Origin of the sequence: Klebsiella sp. P1CD1 (genome assembly GCF_003790505.1) — a bacterium.
GTDB lineage: Bacteria > Pseudomonadota > Gammaproteobacteria > Enterobacterales > Enterobacteriaceae > Klebsiella > Klebsiella variicola.
Genome location: NZ_CP033631.1, coordinates 4,499,784 through 4,519,407, shown reverse-complemented (window position 1 = coordinate 4,519,407; position 19,624 = coordinate 4,499,784). Strand labels below are relative to the sequence as shown.

Genomic DNA, 19,624 nt, shown 5'->3' with positions numbered 1-19,624 from the left:
CCTGCAGGGAGAGGGGAATCGCAATAGCGTGCGAAATTACAGACCGGCGCCGGACGGTTCCCTCTCCCTCCGGGAAAGGGTTAGGGTGAGGGGACATCGCCATAATTCAGACCTCACTCCACCGCAAACACTCTGTCCAGCCGACTGTAGCCCAGGCCATTTATCTTCTTCACTTTGATCTGCACCGGAATACGTTCCTTCATTGCCTCCACGTGGCTGATCACCCCGATAATTTTGCCGCTGGCGTTAAGGGCATCCAGGGCGTCCAGCGCCGTATCCAGCGTTTCGCTGTCGAGGGTGCCGAACCCTTCATCGAGAAACAGGGAGTCAATCCGTGTTTTATGGCTCACCAGGTCTGACAGCGCCAGGGCCAGCGCCAGGCTGACGAGAAAACTTTCGCCGCCGGAGAGGGTGCGGGTGTCGCGCACGGCGTCGGCCTGCCAGGTATCGACAACCTCCAGCTCCAGCGCCTCGCTGGCCTTGCGTTGCAGCAGATAGCGGCCATGCAGCCGGTTGAGCTGCTGGTTTGCCAGCCAGACCAGATTATCGAGGGTCAGCCCCTGGGCGAATTTGCGGAACCGGTCGCCGGTGCTGGAGCCGATCAGCGAATTCAGATAGCCCCAGTCGTCCGCCAGCCGCGTCGCCTCTGCAATCTGCTGTCCCAGCGCCTGCTGCTGCTGACGGCTTTCATTGTCCTGCCTGAGCTGCTGGCGGATCTCACCCTGACGGGTCGTGTTGTCCCGCAGCCGCTGGGCCAGGGCGTGCAGCTGCGTTTGCAGGGTGGGGCCGTCCGCGTCTGATCCTTGCGGCCGCAGCGCCAGATGCGCCTGTTGCTGCTGAGTCGCCTGCTCGCAGAGCACCGTCGCCTGCTGAAGCTGCTGCTCAAGCGACTGTTTTAACTGCGTCAGCCGCTGGGCGGTCTCGTCATCCAGCAGTGCGGCGAGGAACGCCTCCCGATCGTTGAAGCGGCTGGCGGCCAGGGCAGTCGTGAATTGCGTCTGTGACTGATGTACGCGCGCCGTTTCTTCGGTCTCCAGTTGCTGCTGGGCGACAAGCTGGCTGTGCAGCGACAGGCATTCCTCGTGGATTTCGCGCCAGTTGTCCGGGATCACCGGCTCAGCCTCCGCGTCATCCTCATCGCCGGGCGGCAGCGTATCGAGCAGCGGTTTCAGGGCGGCGATCTGCTCCTGGAGCACGCCATGCCGCGTCTGTTGCGCCTGCCACCGGGCAAATTCGCTTTCGCGAGCGTGCAGCCAGGCGGCTTCTGCGCCTTCTTCCGGCAGGCTGAGCGACAGCGTCTGCAGGGCGTTCTCCAGCCCCTGGCGCGTGGTCTCCAGCTGCTGGTGAGCCTGGCGCTCCAGCGCTTGCTGGTCGTTGAGCTGGCTCTGTAACATCAGACGCTGGCTGAGCTGATAGAGCTGCTGCTCGTAGCGCTCCTGCTCCTGCATCCAGTCGTTTATCTCTTGCGCAATATCCCGCGTGACCTGCAGAGCGGCGCAGGTTTCCTGCCACGCTTTAGTGAGCGCTTGCTCTTCCTCTGTGAGCCGCCGGGCCGCTTCGGTCTCACGCTGGAGCTGCTGCGTCAGGGCGTTGACCTGCCCGAGGACCAGCAGACCTTCTTCTTTCAGCGCGGCGACCTCTTTTTCCAGCGCGTCGCGGCGGCGCTGATTATCCGTGACCGTTAGGGAGGCGTATTGCTCAATCGCCGGATGTTCACAGGATCCGCACAGCGGGCAGGGCTTCCCCGCCTCAAGCCGGGCGCGGTAACCTTCCAGATCTTTAATCGTTTCTTCCCGCTGGCAGAGCGCCTTCAGGTCGAGATAGTGCTGGTTTTTGTCTTTATATTGCTCCCGACGTTGCGTCAGGGTGGCATTGAGTTTTGCCTGCTCCGTTTGCGCCTGCTGGATGTTCTCGGCGCTCTGCCGCAGGCGTTTGTGCAACTGCTGATGCTGTTCATGCAGGGAGAGCAGCCGCTGGCGCAGCGGCCGCGATTGCGTTTGCTGCGCCATCGCCGCCGCGACTTCCTCTGCGGACAATGACAGGGAGCTGGCCGGCAGAGCGCTGAGTTTCTGGCGCAGCGCGGCCAGGCGGGTGGTCTGAGCCGTTAGCTGCTGTTTATCGCGCGTCAGTTGCGAGAATTGCGCCCGCCAGCCGGCAATCTCCTGTCCCCATAAGCGGAATCGGTCATGGGCCGCCAGCCACTGCGCCAGGTCCGTCAGTTCAGCCTGACGCTGCTGCTGAGCGTGCAGGGCGCTGCGGCGGATGCGCGCGCGCTGCGCGGTGCAGGCAAGTAAGCGAGCATTTACTTCGTTGATCCGTTGCCGGGTTTGCGCCAGACCTGCCACCTGTTCCTGCTGACGCTCCCACAGGGGGCGCAGTTGGGCGGCCGGCTGGGCCAGCTCAAGCTTCGCCAGCGCCGGGGCGGCGTCGGTCAGCGCCTGGCGGGCCTGCTGCTGCCGGCTAACCGCCTGCTGGTGCTGCTGCGCCAGCTCGTCGCAGCGCGTCAGCCACTGAAGCTGCTGTTGCTGGTTTTGCTGCTGCGTTAGCAGGGTTTTTTCTTCGTCAGTGAGTACCTGCAAACTTTCCTGCAGCGCCTGCTGCTGCGCTTCCGTCAGCAGAACGATGCCCGCCGCCTGGGCTTCGAACTTCTCCAGCGCGTGGCGAGCAGCTTTGTGCTGTTCGTAGACCATGGCCGAAATCTGGCCGTAGATTTCCGTGCCGGTCAGCTCCTCCAGCAGCTCCGCGCGATCGCTCGGCTTCGCGTTCAGGAAGGCGGCAAATTGTCCCTGGGAAAGCAGCATCGAGCGGGTGAAACGGCCATAGTCGAGCCCGGTGAGCGTCGCGGTTTGCTCCAGTTTGTCCGAGACCTTATCGGCGAGGATTTTGCCGTCGGCGCAGCGTGCCAGCTCGACGCGGGGCGCCTGCAGATTGCCATCCGGTTGGTTGCGTGCCCGGTTCTGGCTCCAGAAAGCGCGGTAGGCGGTGCCTTTGACTTCAAACTCGACTTCCGCCAGACATTCGGCGGTATCGCGGGTCATCAGGTCATTTTGCGACTGGGAAACTTTATTCAGGCGCGGCGTCTCGTGATAAAGCGCCAGGCAAATGGCATCGAGCAGGGTGGTTTTGCCGGCGCCGGTGGCGCCGGTAATGGCGAACAGGCCGTTGCTGACGAACGGCTCGGCGGTAAAGTCTATCTTCCATTCACCCTTCAGGGAGTTGAGGTTTTTCAGACGCAGACTGAGGATTTTCATGCGTTTTCGTCCTCCGCGGTGAGCGTATGCAGCGTATGGGTGAACAGCTCGTGCAGCCGGGCGCGCTTGTCATCGTCAATCTCGGTCAGCGCCAGCCGGCGCTCGAACACCTCTTCCACCTTCAGTTCGCTAAGGGTCTCCCGCTGGGCGTTGAGCAATATTTTCTCGCGCTGCTCGCGGCTGCGTCGTACCAGCAACACTTCCACCGGCAGATCCTCCGTCAGCGCCTGAATATGACGCTGAATATCGTGCAGGTAGTCCTCGGTGGTAATTTCGATATCCAGCCACACCGGCGGGTCCTGCTCGACGCCGCGCCACTGCTCCAGCTGGGCGGTGATGGCGGCCAGATCGCCTTTGATCACTGCCAGCGGCTGGGTCACGGGCACCTCCAGGGTTTCCACGGCGCTGAGGCGCCCGTCGTTAAAACTCACCAGGTGCACCGATTTGGCTTTGCCGGTTTCATCGAAGCTCAGCGGCAGCGGCGAGCCGCTGTAGCGGATGTGCTCGCAGCCACCGACCACCTGCGCCCGATGAATATGGCCCAGCGCAATGTAGTCGGCAGGCGGGAAGTGTTGCGCCGGAAAGGCATCCAGCGTGCCGATGTAAATGTCGCGGACGGCATCGCTTTTGCTGGCGCCGACGGTGGTCAGGTGGCCGCTGGCAATGATGGGCAGCGGCCGATCGCCGCGCAGCGCGCAGGCCTGCTGATACTGCTCCTGATAATAGTCGCTGATGGCGTGCAGTAGCTGTTGCTGTTTTTCCCGACCGGAGTGGCCGGCCTGACTGGTAACCAGCTCGCGAGGGCGTAAAAACGGCACCGGGCAAAAGATGGCGCCAGGGGTGCCGTCGCGCAACGGCAGCTCAATGGGCGCGTAGCCGGCGTTCGCCACCACGGTGGTGTGCAAAAAGGCGAGAATATCGCGGGACTCATTGAGCATCGCCACTGAATCGTGATTGCCCGCCAGCACCACCAGGCGACAGCCGGTCTGCTGCAACTGGACGACAAAACGGTTATACAGCTCGCGGGCATAGCTCGGCGGCGAGCCGGTATCAAAAATATCGCCAGCCACGATAATGGCGTCGACTTCATGCTCCTGCGCGCGGGCCAGCAGCCAGGTAAGAAAAGCGTCGTGTTCTGCCGCGCGGCTTTTGCTGTAAAAATTCTGGCCCAAATGCCAGTCGGAGGTGTGAAGGAGGCGCATAAATCTTCCCTAGCGAAAAAAGCATGGGCGGCAGTATATCATTTGTCGGCGCGGGGTAAGTCCGCGTCATGCTTCAAATTACCCGATCATCAGACCGTCATTTTTTTCATAAATCTGTCACAAAAGTGACGCATAATGACGCCGCACTTCTATACTGATGGCTAAAAAACACAGGGTAAATAATGGCGAGAAGAATTCTGGTCGTTGAAGATGAAGCTCCAATCCGCGAAATGGTCTGCTTTGTTCTGGAGCAAAATGGCTTTCAGCCCGTCGAGGCGGAAGATTATGACAGCGCGGTGAATCAACTCAATGAACCCTGGCCTGATTTGATTCTCCTTGACTGGATGCTGCCGGGTGGTTCGGGGCTGCAGTTTATTAAGTTGCTCAAGCGCGAGGCGATGACGCGGGATATCCCGGTTGTGATGCTGACCGCGCGTGGAGAAGAAGAGGATCGTGTTCGCGGCCTGGAGACCGGCGCGGACGACTATATTACCAAGCCTTTCTCACCGAAAGAGCTGGTGGCGCGGATCAAAGCGGTGATGCGCCGTATTTCGCCGATGGCGGTGGAAGAGGTGATCGAAATGCAGGGTCTGAGCCTCGACCCTTCGTCGCATCGGGTGATGACCGGCGACAGTCCGCTGGACATGGGGCCGACGGAATTTAAATTATTGCACTTCTTTATGACCCATCCTGAGCGAGTGTACAGCCGCGAGCAGTTGCTGAACCACGTCTGGGGAACCAACGTCTATGTGGAAGACCGCACGGTGGACGTCCATATTCGCCGCCTGCGCAAAGCGCTGGAACACAGTGGCCATGATCGCATGGTGCAAACGGTTCGCGGCACGGGGTATCGTTTCTCCGCCCGTTTCTGAATTTTGACAGGAGTGTGACCCGTGCTGGAACGGCTGTCATGGAAAAGGCTGGCGCTGGAGCTCTTTTTAGCGTGTATTCCGGCCCTGATTCTGGGGGCGTTTGTGGGTCATCTGCCGTGGTTTTTACTGGCGGCAGTGACCGGTTTGCTGATCTGGCATTTCTGGAATTTGATGCGCCTGTCGTGGTGGTTGTGGGTGGATCGGAGCATGACTCCTCCGCCTGGACGCGGCAGCTGGGAGCCGCTGCTGTATGGTCTGCATCAGATGCAGATGCGTAATAAAAAGCGTCGACGCGAGCTGGGAAGCCTGATTAAACGCTTTCGCAGCGGGGCGGAATCGCTGCCGGATGCGGTTGTACTGACCACGGAAGAGGGGGCCATTTTCTGGTGTAATGGCCTGGCGCAGCAGATTTTAAACCTGCGCTGGCCGGACGACAGTGGCCAAAATATTCTCAACCTCCTGCGTTATCCCGAGTTCGCCAACTATCTGAAACAGCGTGATTTTTCTAAGCCACTCAACCTGGTGCTGAATAACGCTCGCCATCTGGAAATTCGCGTGATGCCTTACACCGATAAGCAGTGGCTGATGGTGGCGCGCGACGTGACGCAGATGCATCAGCTGGAAGGGGCGCGGCGGAACTTTTTCGCCAACGTCAGCCATGAACTGCGCACCCCGCTGACGGTGCTGCAGGGCTATCTGGAGATGATGCAGGAGCAGGTACTGGAGGGGGCGACGCGGGAAAAAGCCCTGCACACCATGCGAGAGCAAACTCAGCGTATGGAAGGGCTGGTGAAGCAGTTGCTGACGCTGTCGCGCATTGAAGCCGCGCCGGCGCTGGCGATGAATGACCGCATCGACGTGCCGATGATGCTGCGGGTGGTGGAGCGCGAGGCGCAAACTCTCAGCCAGGAGAAACAGACGCTGATCTTCACCGTTGACGAGCAGCTCAAGGTGTTGGGTAATGAGGAGCAACTGCGCAGCGCCATTTCCAATCTGGTCTATAACGCGGTGAACCACACCCCGCCGGGGACCGAAATTCGCGTCAGCTGGCAGCGGACCCCGCAGGGGGCGCTGTTCAGCGTCGAGGATAATGGGCCAGGCATTGCGCCAGAGCATATTCCCCGTTTGACCGAGCGTTTTTATCGGGTGGATAAAGCTCGCTCCCGGCAAACGGGGGGCAGCGGTCTGGGACTGGCGATCGTCAAACACGCGGTCAACCATCATGACAGCCGGCTGGAGATCGACAGCACGGTGGGCAAGGGAACCCGTTTTAGCTTCTTGCTCCCGGAACGATTAATTGCCAGAAACGACGCCTGATCGGCGTGCTGTCAGCTTATCTTGCCAATGACCAGCCCCGGCTGGTCATTTTCGTTGGCATCCCTTTTTTCCTCGCCTATTTAATGAACGCGTGCTGCTTTTTTGTTCGCATGATAAGCCACGGGTTTTCCATCAATATGGTAAATGATTCTGGTGTGAAACTGATAACCAGCATAATCATCTGCTTTTGCGATCGTGCCTTGCTTTAAAACGTTATAAGCGTTTAAATTGCGCCTGCGCAGTCGATGACAGACTGCTTTTGCGTGGTAATACCAAAAACAATTCTTTCCCACGCCGCTTCGGGAGCATATCTCGCTGAGTTTACCGGCAATGGCCGCTGTATCGTCCCTGAGAGGGGAGCGCGGTATTTTTCCATTTTTTACAACACCACATCCACAGGCAGTAATGAATTTATGACCCATCAGTTAAAATCTCGCGACATCATAGCGTTGGGCTTTATGACCTTCGCGTTGTTTGTTGGCGCAGGCAACATAATTTTCCCTCCGATGGTTGGCTTACAGGCGGGCGAGCACGTCTGGACAGCGGCGATCGGCTTCCTGATCACTGCGGTGGGTCTGCCGGTGCTGACGGTGGTGGCGCTGGCGAAAGTCGGCGGCGGCGTTGAAAGCCTGAGCACCCCGATTGGTAAAGTGGCGGGTATCCTGCTGGCGGTGGTGTGTTATCTCGCGGTGGGACCGCTGTTCGCGACCCCGCGCACCGCGACCGTCTCCTTTGAGGTCGGTATTGCGCCGCTGACCGGCGACGGCCCGCTGCCGCTGCTGATCTACAGCGTTATCTATTTCGCGCTGGTGATTCTGGTCTCCCTCTATCCGGGCAAACTGCTGGACACCGTGGGCAACTTCCTTGCGCCGCTGAAAATTATCGCCCTGATTGTGCTGGCGGTCGCGGCCATCATCTGGCCAGCGGGCCCGATCAGCGACGCGCTGGAAGCGTATCGTACGGCGCCATTCTCCAATGGCTTCGTCAACGGCTACCTGACCATGGATACCCTCGGCGCGATGGTGTTCGGGATCGTGATTGTCAATGCGGCACGCTCCCGCGGCGTCAGCGAAGCGCGTCTGTTGACCCGCTACACCGTCTGGGCTGGCCTGATGGCAGGCGTTGGCCTGACGCTGCTGTACCTGGCGTTGTTCCGTCTGGGTTCTGACAGCGCCACTCTCGTGGACCAGTCCGCCAACGGCGCGGCCATTCTGCACTCCTACGTGCAGCACACCTTCGGCGGGGCGGGCAGCTTCCTGCTGGCGGCGCTGATCTTCATCGCTTGTCTGGTGACGGCGGTGGGCCTGACCTGCGCCTGCGCCGAGTTCTTTGCCCAGTATCTGCCGTTCTCCTATCGCACGCTGGTCTTTATCCTTGGCCTGTTCTCGATGGCGGTCTCCAATCTGGGTCTGAGCCATCTGATTCAGGTGTCAATTCCGGTGCTGACCGCTATCTATCCGCCGTGTATCGCACTGGTTGTATTAAGCTTTACCCGCAGTTGGTGGCATAATTCGTCCCGCGTTATCGCGCCGGCCATGTTTATCAGCCTGATGTTTGGTATCATTGACGGGATTAAGTCATCGGCGTTTGCCGCGATTCTGCCGGCCTGGACCGCGCGTCTGCCGCTGGCGGAGCAGGGCCTGGCCTGGCTGATGCCCACCGCCGTGATGGTGTTCCTCGCGGTGATCTGGGATCGTGCAGCCGGACGTCAGGTGGCCTCCAGCGCCCATTAACAGGCGTTAAGGAAAAGCGTTTAACCACGGGACTTCGGGTTCCGTGGTTTTTTATTTTTTGTGTTAAACGGCATTGAAAAACCACGATGGAAAGTAGTAACAAGCTTAAGCGCGGGCTAAGCACCCGGCATATCCGCTTTATGGCCCTGGGTTCCGCCATCGGCACCGGGCTTTTTTACGGCTCAGCCGACGCCATTAAGATGGCCGGACCCAGCGTGCTGTTGGCCTACATTATCGGTGGCGTCGCGGCATATATCATTATGCGGGCGCTCGGTGAGATGTCGGTGCATAACCCTGCCGCCAGCTCATTTTCCCGCTATGCCCAGGAAAACCTCGGCGGACTGGCGGGCTATATCACCGGCTGGACCTACTGCTTCGAAATCCTGATCGTCGCCATCGCCGACGTCACCGCCTTCGGTATCTACATGGGCGTCTGGTTCCCGACGGTGCCGCACTGGATCTGGGTGCTCAGCGTGGTACTGATCATCTGCGCCGTCAACCTGATGAGCGTCAAGGTGTTTGGTGAGCTGGAGTTCTGGTTCTCGTTCTTCAAAGTGGCCACCATTATCATCATGATCCTCGCCGGGTTCGGCATTATTATCTGGGGGATCGGCAACGGCGGCCAGCCGACCGGCATTCATAACCTGTGGAGCAACGGTGGCTTCTTCAGCAACGGCTGGCTAGGGATGGTGATGTCGCTGCAGATGGTGATGTTCGCCTACGGCGGCATCGAAATCATCGGTATTACCGCCGGTGAGGCGAAAGACCCGGAGAAATCCATTCCGCGCGCGATCAACTCGGTGCCGATGCGTATTCTGGTGTTCTACGTCGGCACACTGTTCGTCATTATGTCCATCTATCCGTGGAATCAGGTGGGAACCGACGGCAGCCCCTTTGTCCTGACCTTCCAGCATCTGGGCATTACCTTCGCGGCCAGTATTCTTAACTTCGTGGTCCTGACAGCCTCCCTGTCGGCGATTAACTCCGACGTGTTCGGCGTAGGTCGTATGCTGCACGGTATGGCTGAGCAGGGCAGCGCGCCGAAGGTGTTCGCTAAAACGTCGCGCCGCGGTATTCCGTGGGTGACGGTGATGGTGATGACTATTGCGCTGTTGTTTGCGGTGTATCTCAATTACATCATGCCGGAAAACGTCTTCCTGGTGATCGCCTCCCTGGCCACCTTCGCCACGGTGTGGGTGTGGATTATGATCCTGTTGTCACAGATTGCCTTCCGCCGCCGTCTGTCGCCCGAAGAGGTCAAGGCGCTGAAATTCAAAGTGCCCGGCGGAGTGGTGACCACGGTAGTCGGCCTGGTGTTCCTGGCGTTTATTATCGCCCTGATCGGCTATCATCCGGATACCCGTATCTCGCTGTATGTCGGTATGGCGTGGATCGGCCTGCTGCTGCTGGGCTGGGTCTTTAAGACCCGTCGCGATCGCCACCTGGCGCAGGCACAGTAAATGCACCGCCCCGGTCAGCATCACGCGACCGGGGCGGCTTGCAGTCCCGCGTCCTCCCCCGTTATCCTCCCCCAAAAAATCCTGTGATGATGAGTTCTGCGCCTGACGGCTATGGCAAGGTGTGCCCATTCTGCACAATGAGGATTCACGATGTTGAAGGCATGGCACCTTCCGGTTGCACCCTTTATCAAGGTGCAACAGGACCGACTGTTTATTACCCTGTGGTTAAGCGGTGAGTCGCTGCCGCAGCGGATCACGCTGCGCGCGGAAGAGGATAACGAAGAGCTGTCGCTGCCGATGCAGCGGCTCCGTCAGGCGCCGCAGCCAGGCGTGGTGGCATGGCGCGGTGAAATCTCTCTCGCCAGCGGCCAGCCGCGCCGCCGCTACAGCTTTAAGCTGCTGTGGGCCGACCATCAGCGCTGGTTTACGCCACAAGGTTTCACCCGTTTCCCGCCGGCCAGGCTGGAACAGTTTGCCATTGACCTGCCGGACGCCGGCCCGCAGTGGGTGGCCGATCAGGTGTTCTATCAGATTTTCCCCGATCGCTTTGCCCGCAGCGCCGCGCGTGACGCCGACCAGGATGCGGTCTATTACCATCACGCGGCGGGACGGGAGATTGTGCGCAAGGCATGGGACGAACCGCTAACCGGTGAGGCGGGCGGGTCGACGTTCTACGGCGGCGATCTCGACGGCATCAGCGAAAAACTTCCCTACCTGAAGCAACTCGGCGTCACCGCCCTCTATCTGAACCCGGTTTTCGCCGCCCCCAGCGTGCATAAATACGATACCGAGGATTATCGGCGCGTCGATCCGCAGTTTGGCGGCGACGCGGCGCTGCTCCGGCTGCGCCACAACACCCAGCGGGCGGGGATGCGCATGATCCTCGACGGGGTGTTCAACCATACCGGCGATTCCCATCCCTGGTTCGACCGACACCAGCAGGGCAGCGGCGGCGCCGGCCATTACCCGGATTCTCCGTGGCGCGACTGGTTTACCTTCTCAGAGGAGGGGCAGGCGCACAACTGGCTGGGCTATGCCAGTCTGCCGAAGCTCGACTATCGCTCGACCAGCCTGGTCAACGAGATCTATGCCGGCGAGGACAGTATCGTACGCCACTGGCTGAAAGCGCCGTGGAGCATGGACGGCTGGCGTCTGGATGTGGTGCATATGCTGGGCGAAGGCGGCGGGGCGCGGAATAACCTGCAGCATATCGCCGGCATCACTCAGGCGGCAAAACAAACGCAGCCGGAAGCCTTTGTCTTTGGCGAACATTTTGGCGATGCGCGACAATGGCTGCAGGCGGATGCCGAAGATGCGGCGATGAACTATCGCGGCTTTACCTTCCCGATCTGGGGATTCCTCGCCAATACCGATATCTCTTACGATCCGCAGAAGATAGACGCCCAGACCTGCATGGCGTGGATGGATAATTATCGCGCCGGGCTGTCGCATCAGCAGCAGCTGCGGATGTTCAACCAGCTCGACAGCCATGATACGGCGCGCTTTAAATCGCTCCTTGGTAAAGACGTAGCGCGCCTGCCGCTGGCGGTGGTGTGGCTGTTTAGCTGGCCGGGTGTACCGTGCATCTACTACGGCGACGAGGTGGGCGTGGATGGCAACAACGATCCGTTCTGCCGCAAACCGTTCCCGTGGGATCCGGCGCTGCAGGATACCCAGTTGCTGGCGCTGTATCAGCGGATGGCGAAACTGCGTAAGGCCCAGCAGGCGCTGCGCTACGGCGGCTGTCAGGTGATTTACGCCGAGGATAACGTGGTGGTGTTTGTCCGGGTCTACAAACAGCAGCGCGTGCTGGTGGCGATTAACCGCGGGGAAGCCTGCGAGGTGGTTATCGAGGATTCGCCGCTGCTGAACGTGGCCGGGTGGACGCTGCTGGAAGGCGCCGGCGCCTTTCAGGACGGGGTGCTGACCCTTCCGGCCATCTCCGCCAGCGTCTGGTCCGGCCGTTAACGGTAGAGCTGGCTCAGCAGGTCGCCGCGGAGGAGCGCCTCCCGCCACCAGCGCTGAGCCAGCCCGTCATTCCCGCTGCGCCAGGCCATGTAGGTGATATCTTTTTCCCGCCAGCAGGCGACGCTTTTCTCCACCAGACTGCCGTTTTCCAGCCACGGGCGAGCGATATGGCGCGGCAGAAAGCCGCAGCCCAACCCGGCGCACAGCAGTTCGACTTTACTGGCGAAATCATCGACGCCAATTTGCGGCTGCTCGTCGAGGAGATTGCTGTTTAGCGGATGGCAATAACGGGCGCTGTCGCGGATCACGATGGCCCGATGTTGGCTGAGCTGTTTATTGGTCAGTGGCTCCTTCGCCTGAGCCAGCGGGTGGGCGGGGGCAACCACGAAAATATTATCCAGTGCGCCGAGGGTTTGCCATGACCACTCTGCAGAGGTCGGGGGCTCATTGATGGCGCCGAGGATAATATCCGCGCCATGGTGGGTCAGCTCTTCCCACGAACCGGCGAGGGTGTGATGACTGAAGTTCAGCCGCGTCTGCGGGTTTTGCGCATAAAATTCGGCGATCAGCGGTAGCAGGGCAGAAAAGGGAAACGAAGCATCGAGAGCGATCGCCAGCTCTCGCTCCCAGCCCGCGCTCAGCTGCTGCGCCTGCTTTTCCAGATCTCTGGCGGCGCTCAACAGCTGCCGTCCCTTCTCCAGCATCAGCCTACCGGTATCGGTAAACTTCGCCCGGTGGCCAGAGCGATCCAACAGCACAATATCCAGATCGCTCTCCAGCTTCTGGATCATATAGCTCAGGGCGGCGGGGGTTTTATACAGCGACTCCGCGGCGGTGGCGAAGGACCCGTGTCTGTCCAGGGCATCAAGGATCATGAGTACATCAAAATTCACACGCATGGGGGAGCTATCCATTAATTTATTTTCCCTTGTTGTACCTAAGCACAATAATCAATGCCAGTGAATAAATCAGAACAGTTTGGCGTAAAAATTTGATTAATGCGGATGCGAGCAAATCCTTGCTACGGGCAAAAAAATAAACCACAAAAAAACTTTAATAACTTGTTAGAAATAACTGGCTATACTCACCATGCTTTATCAGTCAGGATCCACACGACGCATTAATCATCATGTCATCTTTTTAACTCATTGATTAAGAAGGTATTTAATGTCTATTCGTGAACTGCTCGATCCCACTAATTCCGCACTTATCTTTATTGACCACCAGCCGCAGATGTCATTTGGCGTGGCGAATATCGATCGCCAGACCCTGAAAAATAACACCGTGGCGCTGGCGAAAGCGGGCAAAATTTTTAATGTGCCGGTGATTTATACCTCCGTAGAGACCAAAAGCTTCAGCGGTTATATCTGGCCGGAATTATTGGCCGTGCATCCTGACGTCAAGCCGATTGAACGTACCTCGATGAACTCCTGGGAAGACGACGCGTTTGTGGCGGCGGTGAAAGCGACCGGCCGTAAAAAGCTGGTGATTTCCGCCCTGTGGACCGAAGTCTGCCTGACCTTCCCGGCGTTGATGGCGCTGGAGGCGGGCTACGAGGTCTATGTGGTGACGGATACCTCCGGCGGCACCTCTGTCGACGCCCATGAGCGGTCTATTGACCGGATGGTGCAGGCGGGGGCGGTACCGGTGACCTGGCAACAGGTGCTGCTGGAGTACCAGCGCGACTGGTCGCGCAAAGAGACCTACGATGCGGTGATGGACCTCGTACGCGAACACAGCGGCGCCTACGGGATGGGCGTGGATTACGCTTATACCATGGTGCATGGCGCGCCGGAGCGTAAAGCGTAAATCACTTCATCCTTCAGGCTGCCTGATCTTCGGCTGCGTTTACCCGTCCCCGGTCGCTGACTTATCTCCGCTCAGGGGGACGTGCCGGCTTGCCGCCTCGACGTAGCATGAATGATGTTGTGTATGGTCATCTGTGGCTAATGGCGGGAACAATCCCGCCATTCCCCTGAAGCAAGGAACTCTCTATGGCGCAGCAAAAATCGGTGACCCTGGTCATCAGCCATCTGCTCGATCCGCAACACGGCCAGCGCTACGAGGAGTGGCTCGGTAAAATTATGCCCATTGCGGCCGAGTTTCCCGGCCATCTCGGCGCGAATGTGATCCGGCCCGCCGCAGGGCAGAATCTGTGGAGCGTCATAATCCGCTTCGATACCCTGGAGCACCTCTACGCCTGGACGCAGTCGGAAACCCGTCGGCAGCTGGTGGCAGAGATTGCGCCGCTGCTGACGGAAGGCGATCGGACGGAGGTGCGGACCGAGCCGGCCTTCTGGTTTACCCCGCCGACGGCGAACGTGCGCCAGCCGCGGCGCTGGAAACAGTTTCTGATCACCCTGCTGGTGATTTTTCCCAGCACCAACCTGGTGCCTGCGGTCACCGGTATGCTGTTGCCGTCGCTCAAAGGGAGCCTGCTGCTGCACCTGATCAATGATGCCTGCGTGGTTGCGCTGGTGGTCTGGTTCTGGATGCCCATCGTGACCCGCCTGTTTGCTGGCTGGTTAAAGAAAAACTGAGTCAGCCTCCTCAAGGAGTGCGTTATGTCGCAAACTGCCACACTGATTCTGACCCACGGTCAGATTCATACCCTCGATCGCGCGAATCCCCTGGCGGAAGCCGTGGCCATCGCCGACGGAAAAATTGTTGCTACCGGAAGCCACGATCGGATCATGAGCTTTGCCGCCGAGGGGACGCAAATCGTCGATCTCAAAGGGCATACGGTGATCCCGGGCCTCAACGATTCTCACCTGCACCTGATCCGCGGCGGGTTGAACTACAACCTTGAGCTCCGCTGGGAGGGCGTTCCCTCGCTGGCCGATGCCCTGCGAATGCTTAAGGATCAGGCGGATCGCACACCGTCTCCGCAGTGGGTGCGGGTGGTCGGCGGCTGGAGCGAATTTCAGTTCGCTGAGCGGCGGATGCCGACCCTGGAAGAGCTGAACGACGCGGCGCCCGATACGCCGGTGTTTGTGCTGCATCTCTACGATCGCGCGCTGCTGAACCGCGCGGCGCTGAAAGCCGTGGGGTATACCAAAGAGACGCCGGATCCGGTGGGCGGAGAGATCGTCCGCGATAGCCGCGGCAACCCGACCGGGATGCTGATCGCCAAACCGAACGCCATGATCCTTTACGCCACGCTGGCCAAAGGGCCGAAGCTGCCGCTGGATCTGCAGGTGAACTCTACCCGTCAGTTTATGCGCGAGCTGAACCGACTGGGGCTGACCAGCGCCATCGACGCCGGGGGCGGCTTCCAGAACTATCCGGAAGATTACGAAATTATCGAACAGCTGCACGCGAAAGATCAGATGACCGTGCGCATCGCCTACAACCTGTTTACCCAGCGGCCGAAGCAGGAGCTGGAGGATTTCGAACGCTGGACCGATATGCTGAAGCCGGGGCAGGGGACCGACTTCTATCGCGCCAACGGCGCCGGCGAGATGCTGGTGTTCTCGGCGGCGGATTTTGAGGATTTCCTGCAGCCGCGGCCGGATCTGCCGCAAGGCATGGAGGATGAGCTGGAGCGGGTAGTGCGCCATCTGGTGGAACATCGCTGGCCGTTCCGCCTGCATGCCACCTACGACGAGTCCATCAGCCGGATGCTGGACGTGTTTGAGAAGGTGAACCGCGATATCCCGTTTAATGGTCTGCACTGGTTCTTCGATCATGCCGAGACCATTACCGAGCGTAACATTGAGCGGGTGAAGGCGCTGGGGGGCGGTATTGCGGTGCAGCACCGGATGGCCTTCCAGGGCGAATATTTTGTCGATCGCTACGGTAAAGAGGCGGTAAAACATACCCCGCCGGTAGCGAAAATGCTGGAACTGGACGTGCCGGTGGGGCTGGGCACCGATGCCACCCGCGTCGCCAGCTATAACCCGTGGACTGCGCTGTACTGGCTGGTCTCCGGGCGCACCGTTGGCGGGATGGCGATGTATGACGACGACAACCGCCTGCCGCGCGATGTCGCGCTGGAGCTGTGGACGGCGGGCAGCGCCTGGTTCTCCAGCGAGCAGGGCAAGAAAGGCCGTCTGGCCGCCGGTCAGCTTGCCGATCTGGTGGTGCTGTCGAAAGACTACTTCAGCGTCGCGGAAGAGGAGATCAAAGGCATTGAGTCCGTGTTAACGGTGGTTGATGGCAAAGTGGTGTACGCTGCCGGTCACTTTTCGCCGCTGGCGCCGCCGCCCATTCCGGTGCTACCGGAGTGGTCACCGGTGGTGAAGGTCCCGGGCCATTACCGTTCCGCTCCGCCGGCGGCGGCTAAAATCGGCGCCATGGTCCAGATGCACCAGTGCTGCGGCAGCTGCGGCGTTCACGGCCACCAACATGATATTGCGCGCAAGTCGTCGATTCCGGTCTCCGATGAGCAAGCTTTCTGGGGCGTGCTGGGCTGCTCCTGCTTTGCCTTCTGATACCTTGACGCCTCCGCCCCGGCAGCTTCGGGGCGGAGGTTTCAGCCGCAGGCCCGGCGTCAATAGCGCTGCTGTGAGCCAAAAAGCGCCATGCGGCGGGCAATCATCTCACGTACCGGCTGCAGCCCCTGGGTGATGACTTTCCGCGGATCGTTCACATCGTGCCCGGTATCGGCGGCAAAGGTCGCTTTCACCTGCTGGCACCAGGCGTACATGTTTTCGGTATTGACGTTAATCTTGGCGGTGCCGCAGGCAATCGCCCGGCGCATATCCTCATCGGCAATACCGGTGCCGCCATGCAGCACCAGCGGGACCTTCACGCGCTCGGCAATGGCTTTCATCTCAGTAAATCCCAGCCGGGCTTTACCTTTATACAGACCATGGGTGGAACCCAGCGCGGCGGCGAGGCAATCCACCTGCGTTTCTGTCACCAGGGTGTAGCACTCTTCAGGATCGGCGTAAATGACCTCGGAGTTAACGATACCATCTTCACTGCCGGCGATGGTCCCCAGTTCGGCTTCCACGGAGATGCCCTTGCTGTGCGCCAGCGCCACCAGGTGGCGGGTGATGGTCAGGTTTTCCCTGAACGGCAGATGTGAACCATCAAACATAATGGAACTGAAGCCGGCAGCGATCGCGGCTTCGCAGGCCTCCTGGGTAGTGCCGTGATCCAGATGCAGAGCCACCGGAATATCAATATGTAAATAATCTATGGCATTAACCACAATATCATGAATACATTTTAATCCGAGCATATGCTTAACCGTGCCGCCGGACACGCCCAAAATAACCGGTGAGCGGCACTGCTGGGCGATGCTTAATACGGCGCCGACCCATTCCAGATTATTAATGTTGAACTGACCGACGGCGTAACCGTTCTTTAGGGCATGCTGAAGCATGTCCTTCATCGACACTAACATATTCACCTCTTGATATTTATTAAACGCAGTTATTCTTCAAAATATTGCTTTAAATTTCTCTCGTAGCTATTTAGCGAGTGGTGGACGACCGCCAGATCCGGCATCGATTCCCGTACCCCTTTTTTCTCAATAGAAATAGCGGCGGTCAGGCTGGCAAATAAAATAATATTATCTATATGCCACGAATAATGGACGCCATAGGTAAAGGCACCGTGAAAAACATCCCCGGCACCGGTGGTATCAACGGCATTGCACAGCCAGGACGGGACGATCTGCAGCATACCGCTCTTTAAGAAGGCGCAGCCTTTTTCGCCAAGGGTGATAAACGCCTCGCCGCGGCAAATTTTATTCAGTTCAATCAGGGCCGCTTTAATGTCTGCTTCGGTGCTCAGTGAACGATAGCTCATATAATCGCGGGCAAAATGTTCGCTTACGACAAAATAGTCAGTCCAGGCCGCCAGTTTAATATTGCTGGCACGCAGTGAACCCCCGTCCATCACGACTTTGGCGTGGGGCAGTTTCTTAATTAAATATTCACTGATTTCTGCCTCATGGCCGTCAATTAAAATGGTGACCGGCTCCACGCTGGCAATCAGCCGCTCGGCGAGGTCGTCCAGTTTGAGCTTTTGATCGTAGGTCAGGGAAGGTGGCGTTTGCATCTTGCGGGTAATAATCGTCCGCGAACCCGTTAAGCGATTGACCAGCACCGAGGCCAGCGGAGTGATCATGTCATCGGAAAAAACCACCTGGCTGGTATCCACGCCCGCTTCGGCAAACTCATCGATAATGCGCTGACCGTAAAGGTCCTGATGCAGATGACCAATGTAATAGACTTCCTCACCCCATAATCCCAGCAGCCATGCCGCATTGGCCGCTGGGCCGCCGCCGCTTTCTATAAAATCATGACAAAAGTTTTTGGTATTCTCCTGAGGCCATTCATTGAGAAAGAAAAACTGATCGAAACAAGCAAATCCAATGGACAAAATAGCCATAACCACTCCTGATTATTGGTCAGCGGCGGGAAGCGTGACCTCCCCGCCGGGAAAAATGACGCCGCTTATTCATTTTTCTGCTTCGCCGTGAGCTCCTCATAGCTGAGCGTATCGCCAACCACCCGTACGTGACGGAAACAGAAAGGCGCCAGCAGCGCGACGAGCAGCACCAGACAAATCAGGTAGATAGTGACCTGGCCAAACTGGGTGAAGGCGTTACCGATAATGATGCCCCATACCGCGAAGTCGAAATCGGCGAAGGTGCTGTTTTCAAACCCGAGGTTGCCGAGCGCCGGCAGCAGCATCGCCGGCAGGAAGGCGAGGAAGATCCCCCCGATAAAGGAGGCGATGATACATCCGCGCTTGCCGCCCAGCTTGTCGGCGAAGACGCCGGACGTGCCGCCGCAGAAGAAGTGCGGCACCATGCCGGGAATAATCAGCGCCATGCCCAGCCCGCCGAGCAAGAGCATCCCGACCAGCCCGCCCACGAAGGAGCTGATGAATCCCACCACCACGGCGGTGGGGCTAAAGGTGAAGAATACCGCGCAGTCAACGGCCGGGATGGAGTCCGGGATCAGCTTCTGGCTGATGCCCTGGAATGCCGGCACCAGATCGCCGAGGATCAGCCGCACACCGTTGTACACAATGGCCACGCCAACGGCGAACTGCAGGCCGGTCAGCACCGAGAAGATCAGCATGTTTTGGTCGGTGATGGTGCTCAGGTATGCCGATCCGGCGACAGCGCTGCAGACAAAGTAGATAACAAACATCACGATACCGGTGGTGACGGTGGTATCGCGCAGAAAGCCCCACTTTTCTGAAATTTCGGTATCCGCGAAGGAATTTGCCGGATTGCCGGTCCGGCTGGCGATCCATGCCGAGAGGTAGTAGCCGAGGGAGCCGAAATGACCCATGGCGATCCCACCGTCTTCTGTGACCTGCTTGGTGTAACGCTGACCAATCGCGGGGGAGATGGCCGACCATGACCCCAGCAGGAATCCGCCGATCAGGATCAACATCCAGCCATGGAACTCCGCCGCCTGCAGGACAGCGGAAAACAGGCAGGCGAGGAAGAACGAGTGATGGCCGGTCAGAAAGATATATTTATACTTGGTACAGCGGGCGATAATCAGGTTGAAAATAAAGCCTAACAGCAAAATACTCATGGTTTCCACGCCCAGCATCTTCTGGGCGACGGAGACAATGGCTTCATTGTTTGGAATAACGCCGCGGATATTAAACCCGGCCTCGATAATACCGCCCAGCGGGTTGAGATTGGCAACGATAACGCCTGCGCCAGCGCTCAACATTAAATAGCCTAGAATCGGTTTTAATGTGCCGGTAAGGAGTTTGTTACCGGGGGAGCGCAGCGCCACTAAACCGACAAAAGCAATCAGCCCCATTAAAAAAGCAGGTTGACTGAATATTTCCGCTAAGAAACTAAGAATAGCCTGCATGGTCGTTCCCTCTATGTTA

The 19,624-nt window shown here is 58.8% G+C and carries 15 protein-coding genes; 8 read left to right on the top strand and 7 right to left on the bottom strand.

The window, feature by feature from the left end; genetic code table 11:
* Positions 1–113: 113 nt before the first annotated feature.
* Together sbcC and sbcD are read right to left on the bottom strand one after the other, a co-directional pair.
* Entirely contained in the window at positions 114–3,251 is a 3,138-nt protein-coding gene (gene sbcC / locus DTA24_RS22420; RefSeq protein ID WP_072125442.1) for an exonuclease subunit SbcC, read from the bottom strand.
* A complete protein-coding gene (gene sbcD, locus DTA24_RS22415; protein WP_012542712.1) occupies positions 3,248–4,453 on the bottom strand; it encodes an exonuclease subunit SbcD in 1,206 nt (401 codons plus the stop codon). The genes sbcC and sbcD overlap by 4 nt, the downstream gene beginning before the upstream one ends.
* Before the next feature lie 182 nt (positions 4,454–4,635).
* Here sbcD and phoB point away from each other — a divergent pair, with 182 nt between their 5' ends.
* Complete coding sequence (phoB, locus tag DTA24_RS22410) at positions 4,636–5,325, top strand: phosphate response regulator transcription factor PhoB (RefSeq protein ID WP_002890343.1); 690 nt, start codon at positions 4,636–4,638, stop codon at positions 5,323–5,325.
* Between the two features lie 21 nt (positions 5,326–5,346).
* The gene (gene phoR, locus DTA24_RS22405; protein WP_012968845.1) at positions 5,347–6,642 is read left to right on the top strand and encodes a phosphate regulon sensor histidine kinase PhoR; all 1,296 of its coding nucleotides are present in this window, start codon (positions 5,347–5,349) and stop codon (positions 6,640–6,642) included.
* Positions 6,643–6,722: 80 nt separating this feature from the next.
* Here phoR and DTA24_RS28445 read toward each other — a convergent pair whose 3' ends face one another.
* Entirely contained in the window at positions 6,723–7,064 is a 342-nt protein-coding gene (locus DTA24_RS28445) for a hypothetical protein (protein WP_153242733.1), read from the bottom strand.
* Between DTA24_RS28445 and brnQ the strand changes: the two genes are divergently transcribed.
* The 3 genes from brnQ (at position 7,056) to malZ (ending at position 11,803) form a co-directional block, all read left to right on the top strand.
* The gene (gene brnQ / locus DTA24_RS22400; RefSeq protein ID WP_012542710.1) at positions 7,056–8,375 is read left to right on the top strand and encodes a branched-chain amino acid transporter carrier protein BrnQ; all 1,320 of its coding nucleotides are present in this window, start codon (positions 7,056–7,058) and stop codon (positions 8,373–8,375) included. The two genes, DTA24_RS28445 and brnQ, sit on opposite strands and share 9 nt — an antisense overlap.
* 86 nt (positions 8,376–8,461) lie before the next feature.
* Positions 8,462–9,835 carry a proline-specific permease ProY gene (gene proY, locus DTA24_RS22395; protein ID WP_082227512.1) on the top strand — a complete coding sequence of 458 codons (1,374 nt, stop codon included), beginning with the start codon at positions 8,462–8,464 and terminating at the stop codon, positions 9,833–9,835.
* A gap of 150 nt (positions 9,836–9,985) precedes the next feature.
* Positions 9,986–11,803 carry a maltodextrin glucosidase gene (gene malZ / locus DTA24_RS22390; protein WP_008805359.1) on the top strand — a complete coding sequence of 606 codons (1,818 nt, stop codon included), beginning with the start codon at positions 9,986–9,988 and terminating at the stop codon, positions 11,801–11,803.
* Here the strand turns inward: malZ and DTA24_RS22385 are convergent.
* The gene (locus DTA24_RS22385; RefSeq protein WP_038422170.1) at positions 11,800–12,702 is read right to left on the bottom strand and encodes a LysR substrate-binding domain-containing protein; all 903 of its coding nucleotides are present in this window, start codon (positions 12,700–12,702) and stop codon (positions 11,800–11,802) included. The genes malZ and DTA24_RS22385 overlap by 4 nt on opposite strands.
* Before the next feature lie 268 nt (positions 12,703–12,970).
* Between DTA24_RS22385 and DTA24_RS22380 the strand changes: the two genes are divergently transcribed.
* The 3 genes from DTA24_RS22380 to DTA24_RS22370 all read left to right on the top strand — a co-directional run bounded on the left by DTA24_RS22380 (position 12,971) and on the right by DTA24_RS22370 (position 16,236).
* The gene (locus DTA24_RS22380; protein ID WP_046881808.1) at positions 12,971–13,612 is read left to right on the top strand and encodes a hydrolase; all 642 of its coding nucleotides are present in this window, start codon (positions 12,971–12,973) and stop codon (positions 13,610–13,612) included.
* A gap of 185 nt (positions 13,613–13,797) precedes the next feature.
* The gene (locus DTA24_RS22375; protein WP_008805362.1) at positions 13,798–14,343 is read left to right on the top strand and encodes an antibiotic biosynthesis monooxygenase; all 546 of its coding nucleotides are present in this window, start codon (positions 13,798–13,800) and stop codon (positions 14,341–14,343) included.
* A gap of 24 nt (positions 14,344–14,367) precedes the next feature.
* Positions 14,368–16,236 carry an amidohydrolase gene (locus tag DTA24_RS22370; protein WP_012968842.1) on the top strand — a complete coding sequence of 623 codons (1,869 nt, stop codon included), beginning with the start codon at positions 14,368–14,370 and terminating at the stop codon, positions 16,234–16,236.
* 59 nt (positions 16,237–16,295) lie between these two features.
* On the opposite strand, the gene fba is transcribed toward DTA24_RS22370, so the two are convergent.
* The 3 genes from fba to DTA24_RS22355 all read right to left on the bottom strand — a co-directional run bounded on the left by fba (position 16,296) and on the right by DTA24_RS22355 (position 19,605).
* Positions 16,296–17,150, bottom strand: coding sequence for a class II fructose-1,6-bisphosphate aldolase (gene fba, locus DTA24_RS22365; protein WP_164481372.1), 855 nt, complete (start codon positions 17,148–17,150; stop codon positions 16,296–16,298).
* Positions 17,151–17,185: 35 nt separating this feature from the next.
* Entirely contained in the window at positions 17,186–18,148 is a 963-nt protein-coding gene (locus DTA24_RS22360; RefSeq protein ID WP_123837068.1) for a carbohydrate kinase family protein, read from the bottom strand.
* 65 nt (positions 18,149–18,213) lie between these two features.
* Positions 18,214–19,605: a PTS ascorbate transporter subunit IIC gene (locus DTA24_RS22355; protein ID WP_012542705.1), complete on the bottom strand. Its 1,392-nt coding sequence runs from the start codon at positions 19,603–19,605 to the stop codon at positions 18,214–18,216.
* Between the last annotated feature and the right edge of the window lie 19 nt (positions 19,606–19,624).

Excerpts from the sequence above, each read along its gene's own strand:
- sbcC (WP_072125442.1), bottom strand. The coding sequence starts at position 3,251 with ATGAAAATCCTCAGTCTGCGTCTGAAAAACCTCAACTCCCTGAAGGGT.
- sbcD (WP_012542712.1), bottom strand. The coding sequence starts at position 4,453 with ATGCGCCTCCTTCACACCTCCGACTGGCATTTGGGCCAGAATTTTTAC.
- phoB (WP_002890343.1), top strand. The coding sequence starts at position 4,636 with ATGGCGAGAAGAATTCTGGTCGTTGAAGATGAAGCTCCAATCCGCGAA.
- brnQ (WP_012542710.1), top strand. The coding sequence starts at position 7,056 with ATGACCCATCAGTTAAAATCTCGCGACATCATAGCGTTGGGCTTTATG.
- DTA24_RS28445 (WP_153242733.1), bottom strand. The coding sequence starts at position 7,064 with ATGGGTCATAAATTCATTACTGCCTGTGGATGTGGTGTTGTAAAAAAT.
- proY (WP_082227512.1), top strand. The coding sequence starts at position 8,462 with ATGGAAAGTAGTAACAAGCTTAAGCGCGGGCTAAGCACCCGGCATATC.
- malZ (WP_008805359.1), top strand. The coding sequence starts at position 9,986 with ATGTTGAAGGCATGGCACCTTCCGGTTGCACCCTTTATCAAGGTGCAA.
- DTA24_RS22385 (WP_038422170.1), bottom strand. The coding sequence starts at position 12,702 with ATGCGTGTGAATTTTGATGTACTCATGATCCTTGATGCCCTGGACAGA.
- DTA24_RS22380 (WP_046881808.1), top strand. The coding sequence starts at position 12,971 with ATGTCTATTCGTGAACTGCTCGATCCCACTAATTCCGCACTTATCTTT.
- DTA24_RS22375 (WP_008805362.1), top strand. The coding sequence starts at position 13,798 with ATGGCGCAGCAAAAATCGGTGACCCTGGTCATCAGCCATCTGCTCGAT.
- DTA24_RS22370 (WP_012968842.1), top strand. The coding sequence starts at position 14,368 with ATGTCGCAAACTGCCACACTGATTCTGACCCACGGTCAGATTCATACC.
- DTA24_RS22360 (WP_123837068.1), bottom strand. The coding sequence starts at position 18,148 with ATGGCTATTTTGTCCATTGGATTTGCTTGTTTCGATCAGTTTTTCTTT.
- DTA24_RS22355 (WP_012542705.1), bottom strand. The coding sequence starts at position 19,605 with ATGCAGGCTATTCTTAGTTTCTTAGCGGAAATATTCAGTCAACCTGCT.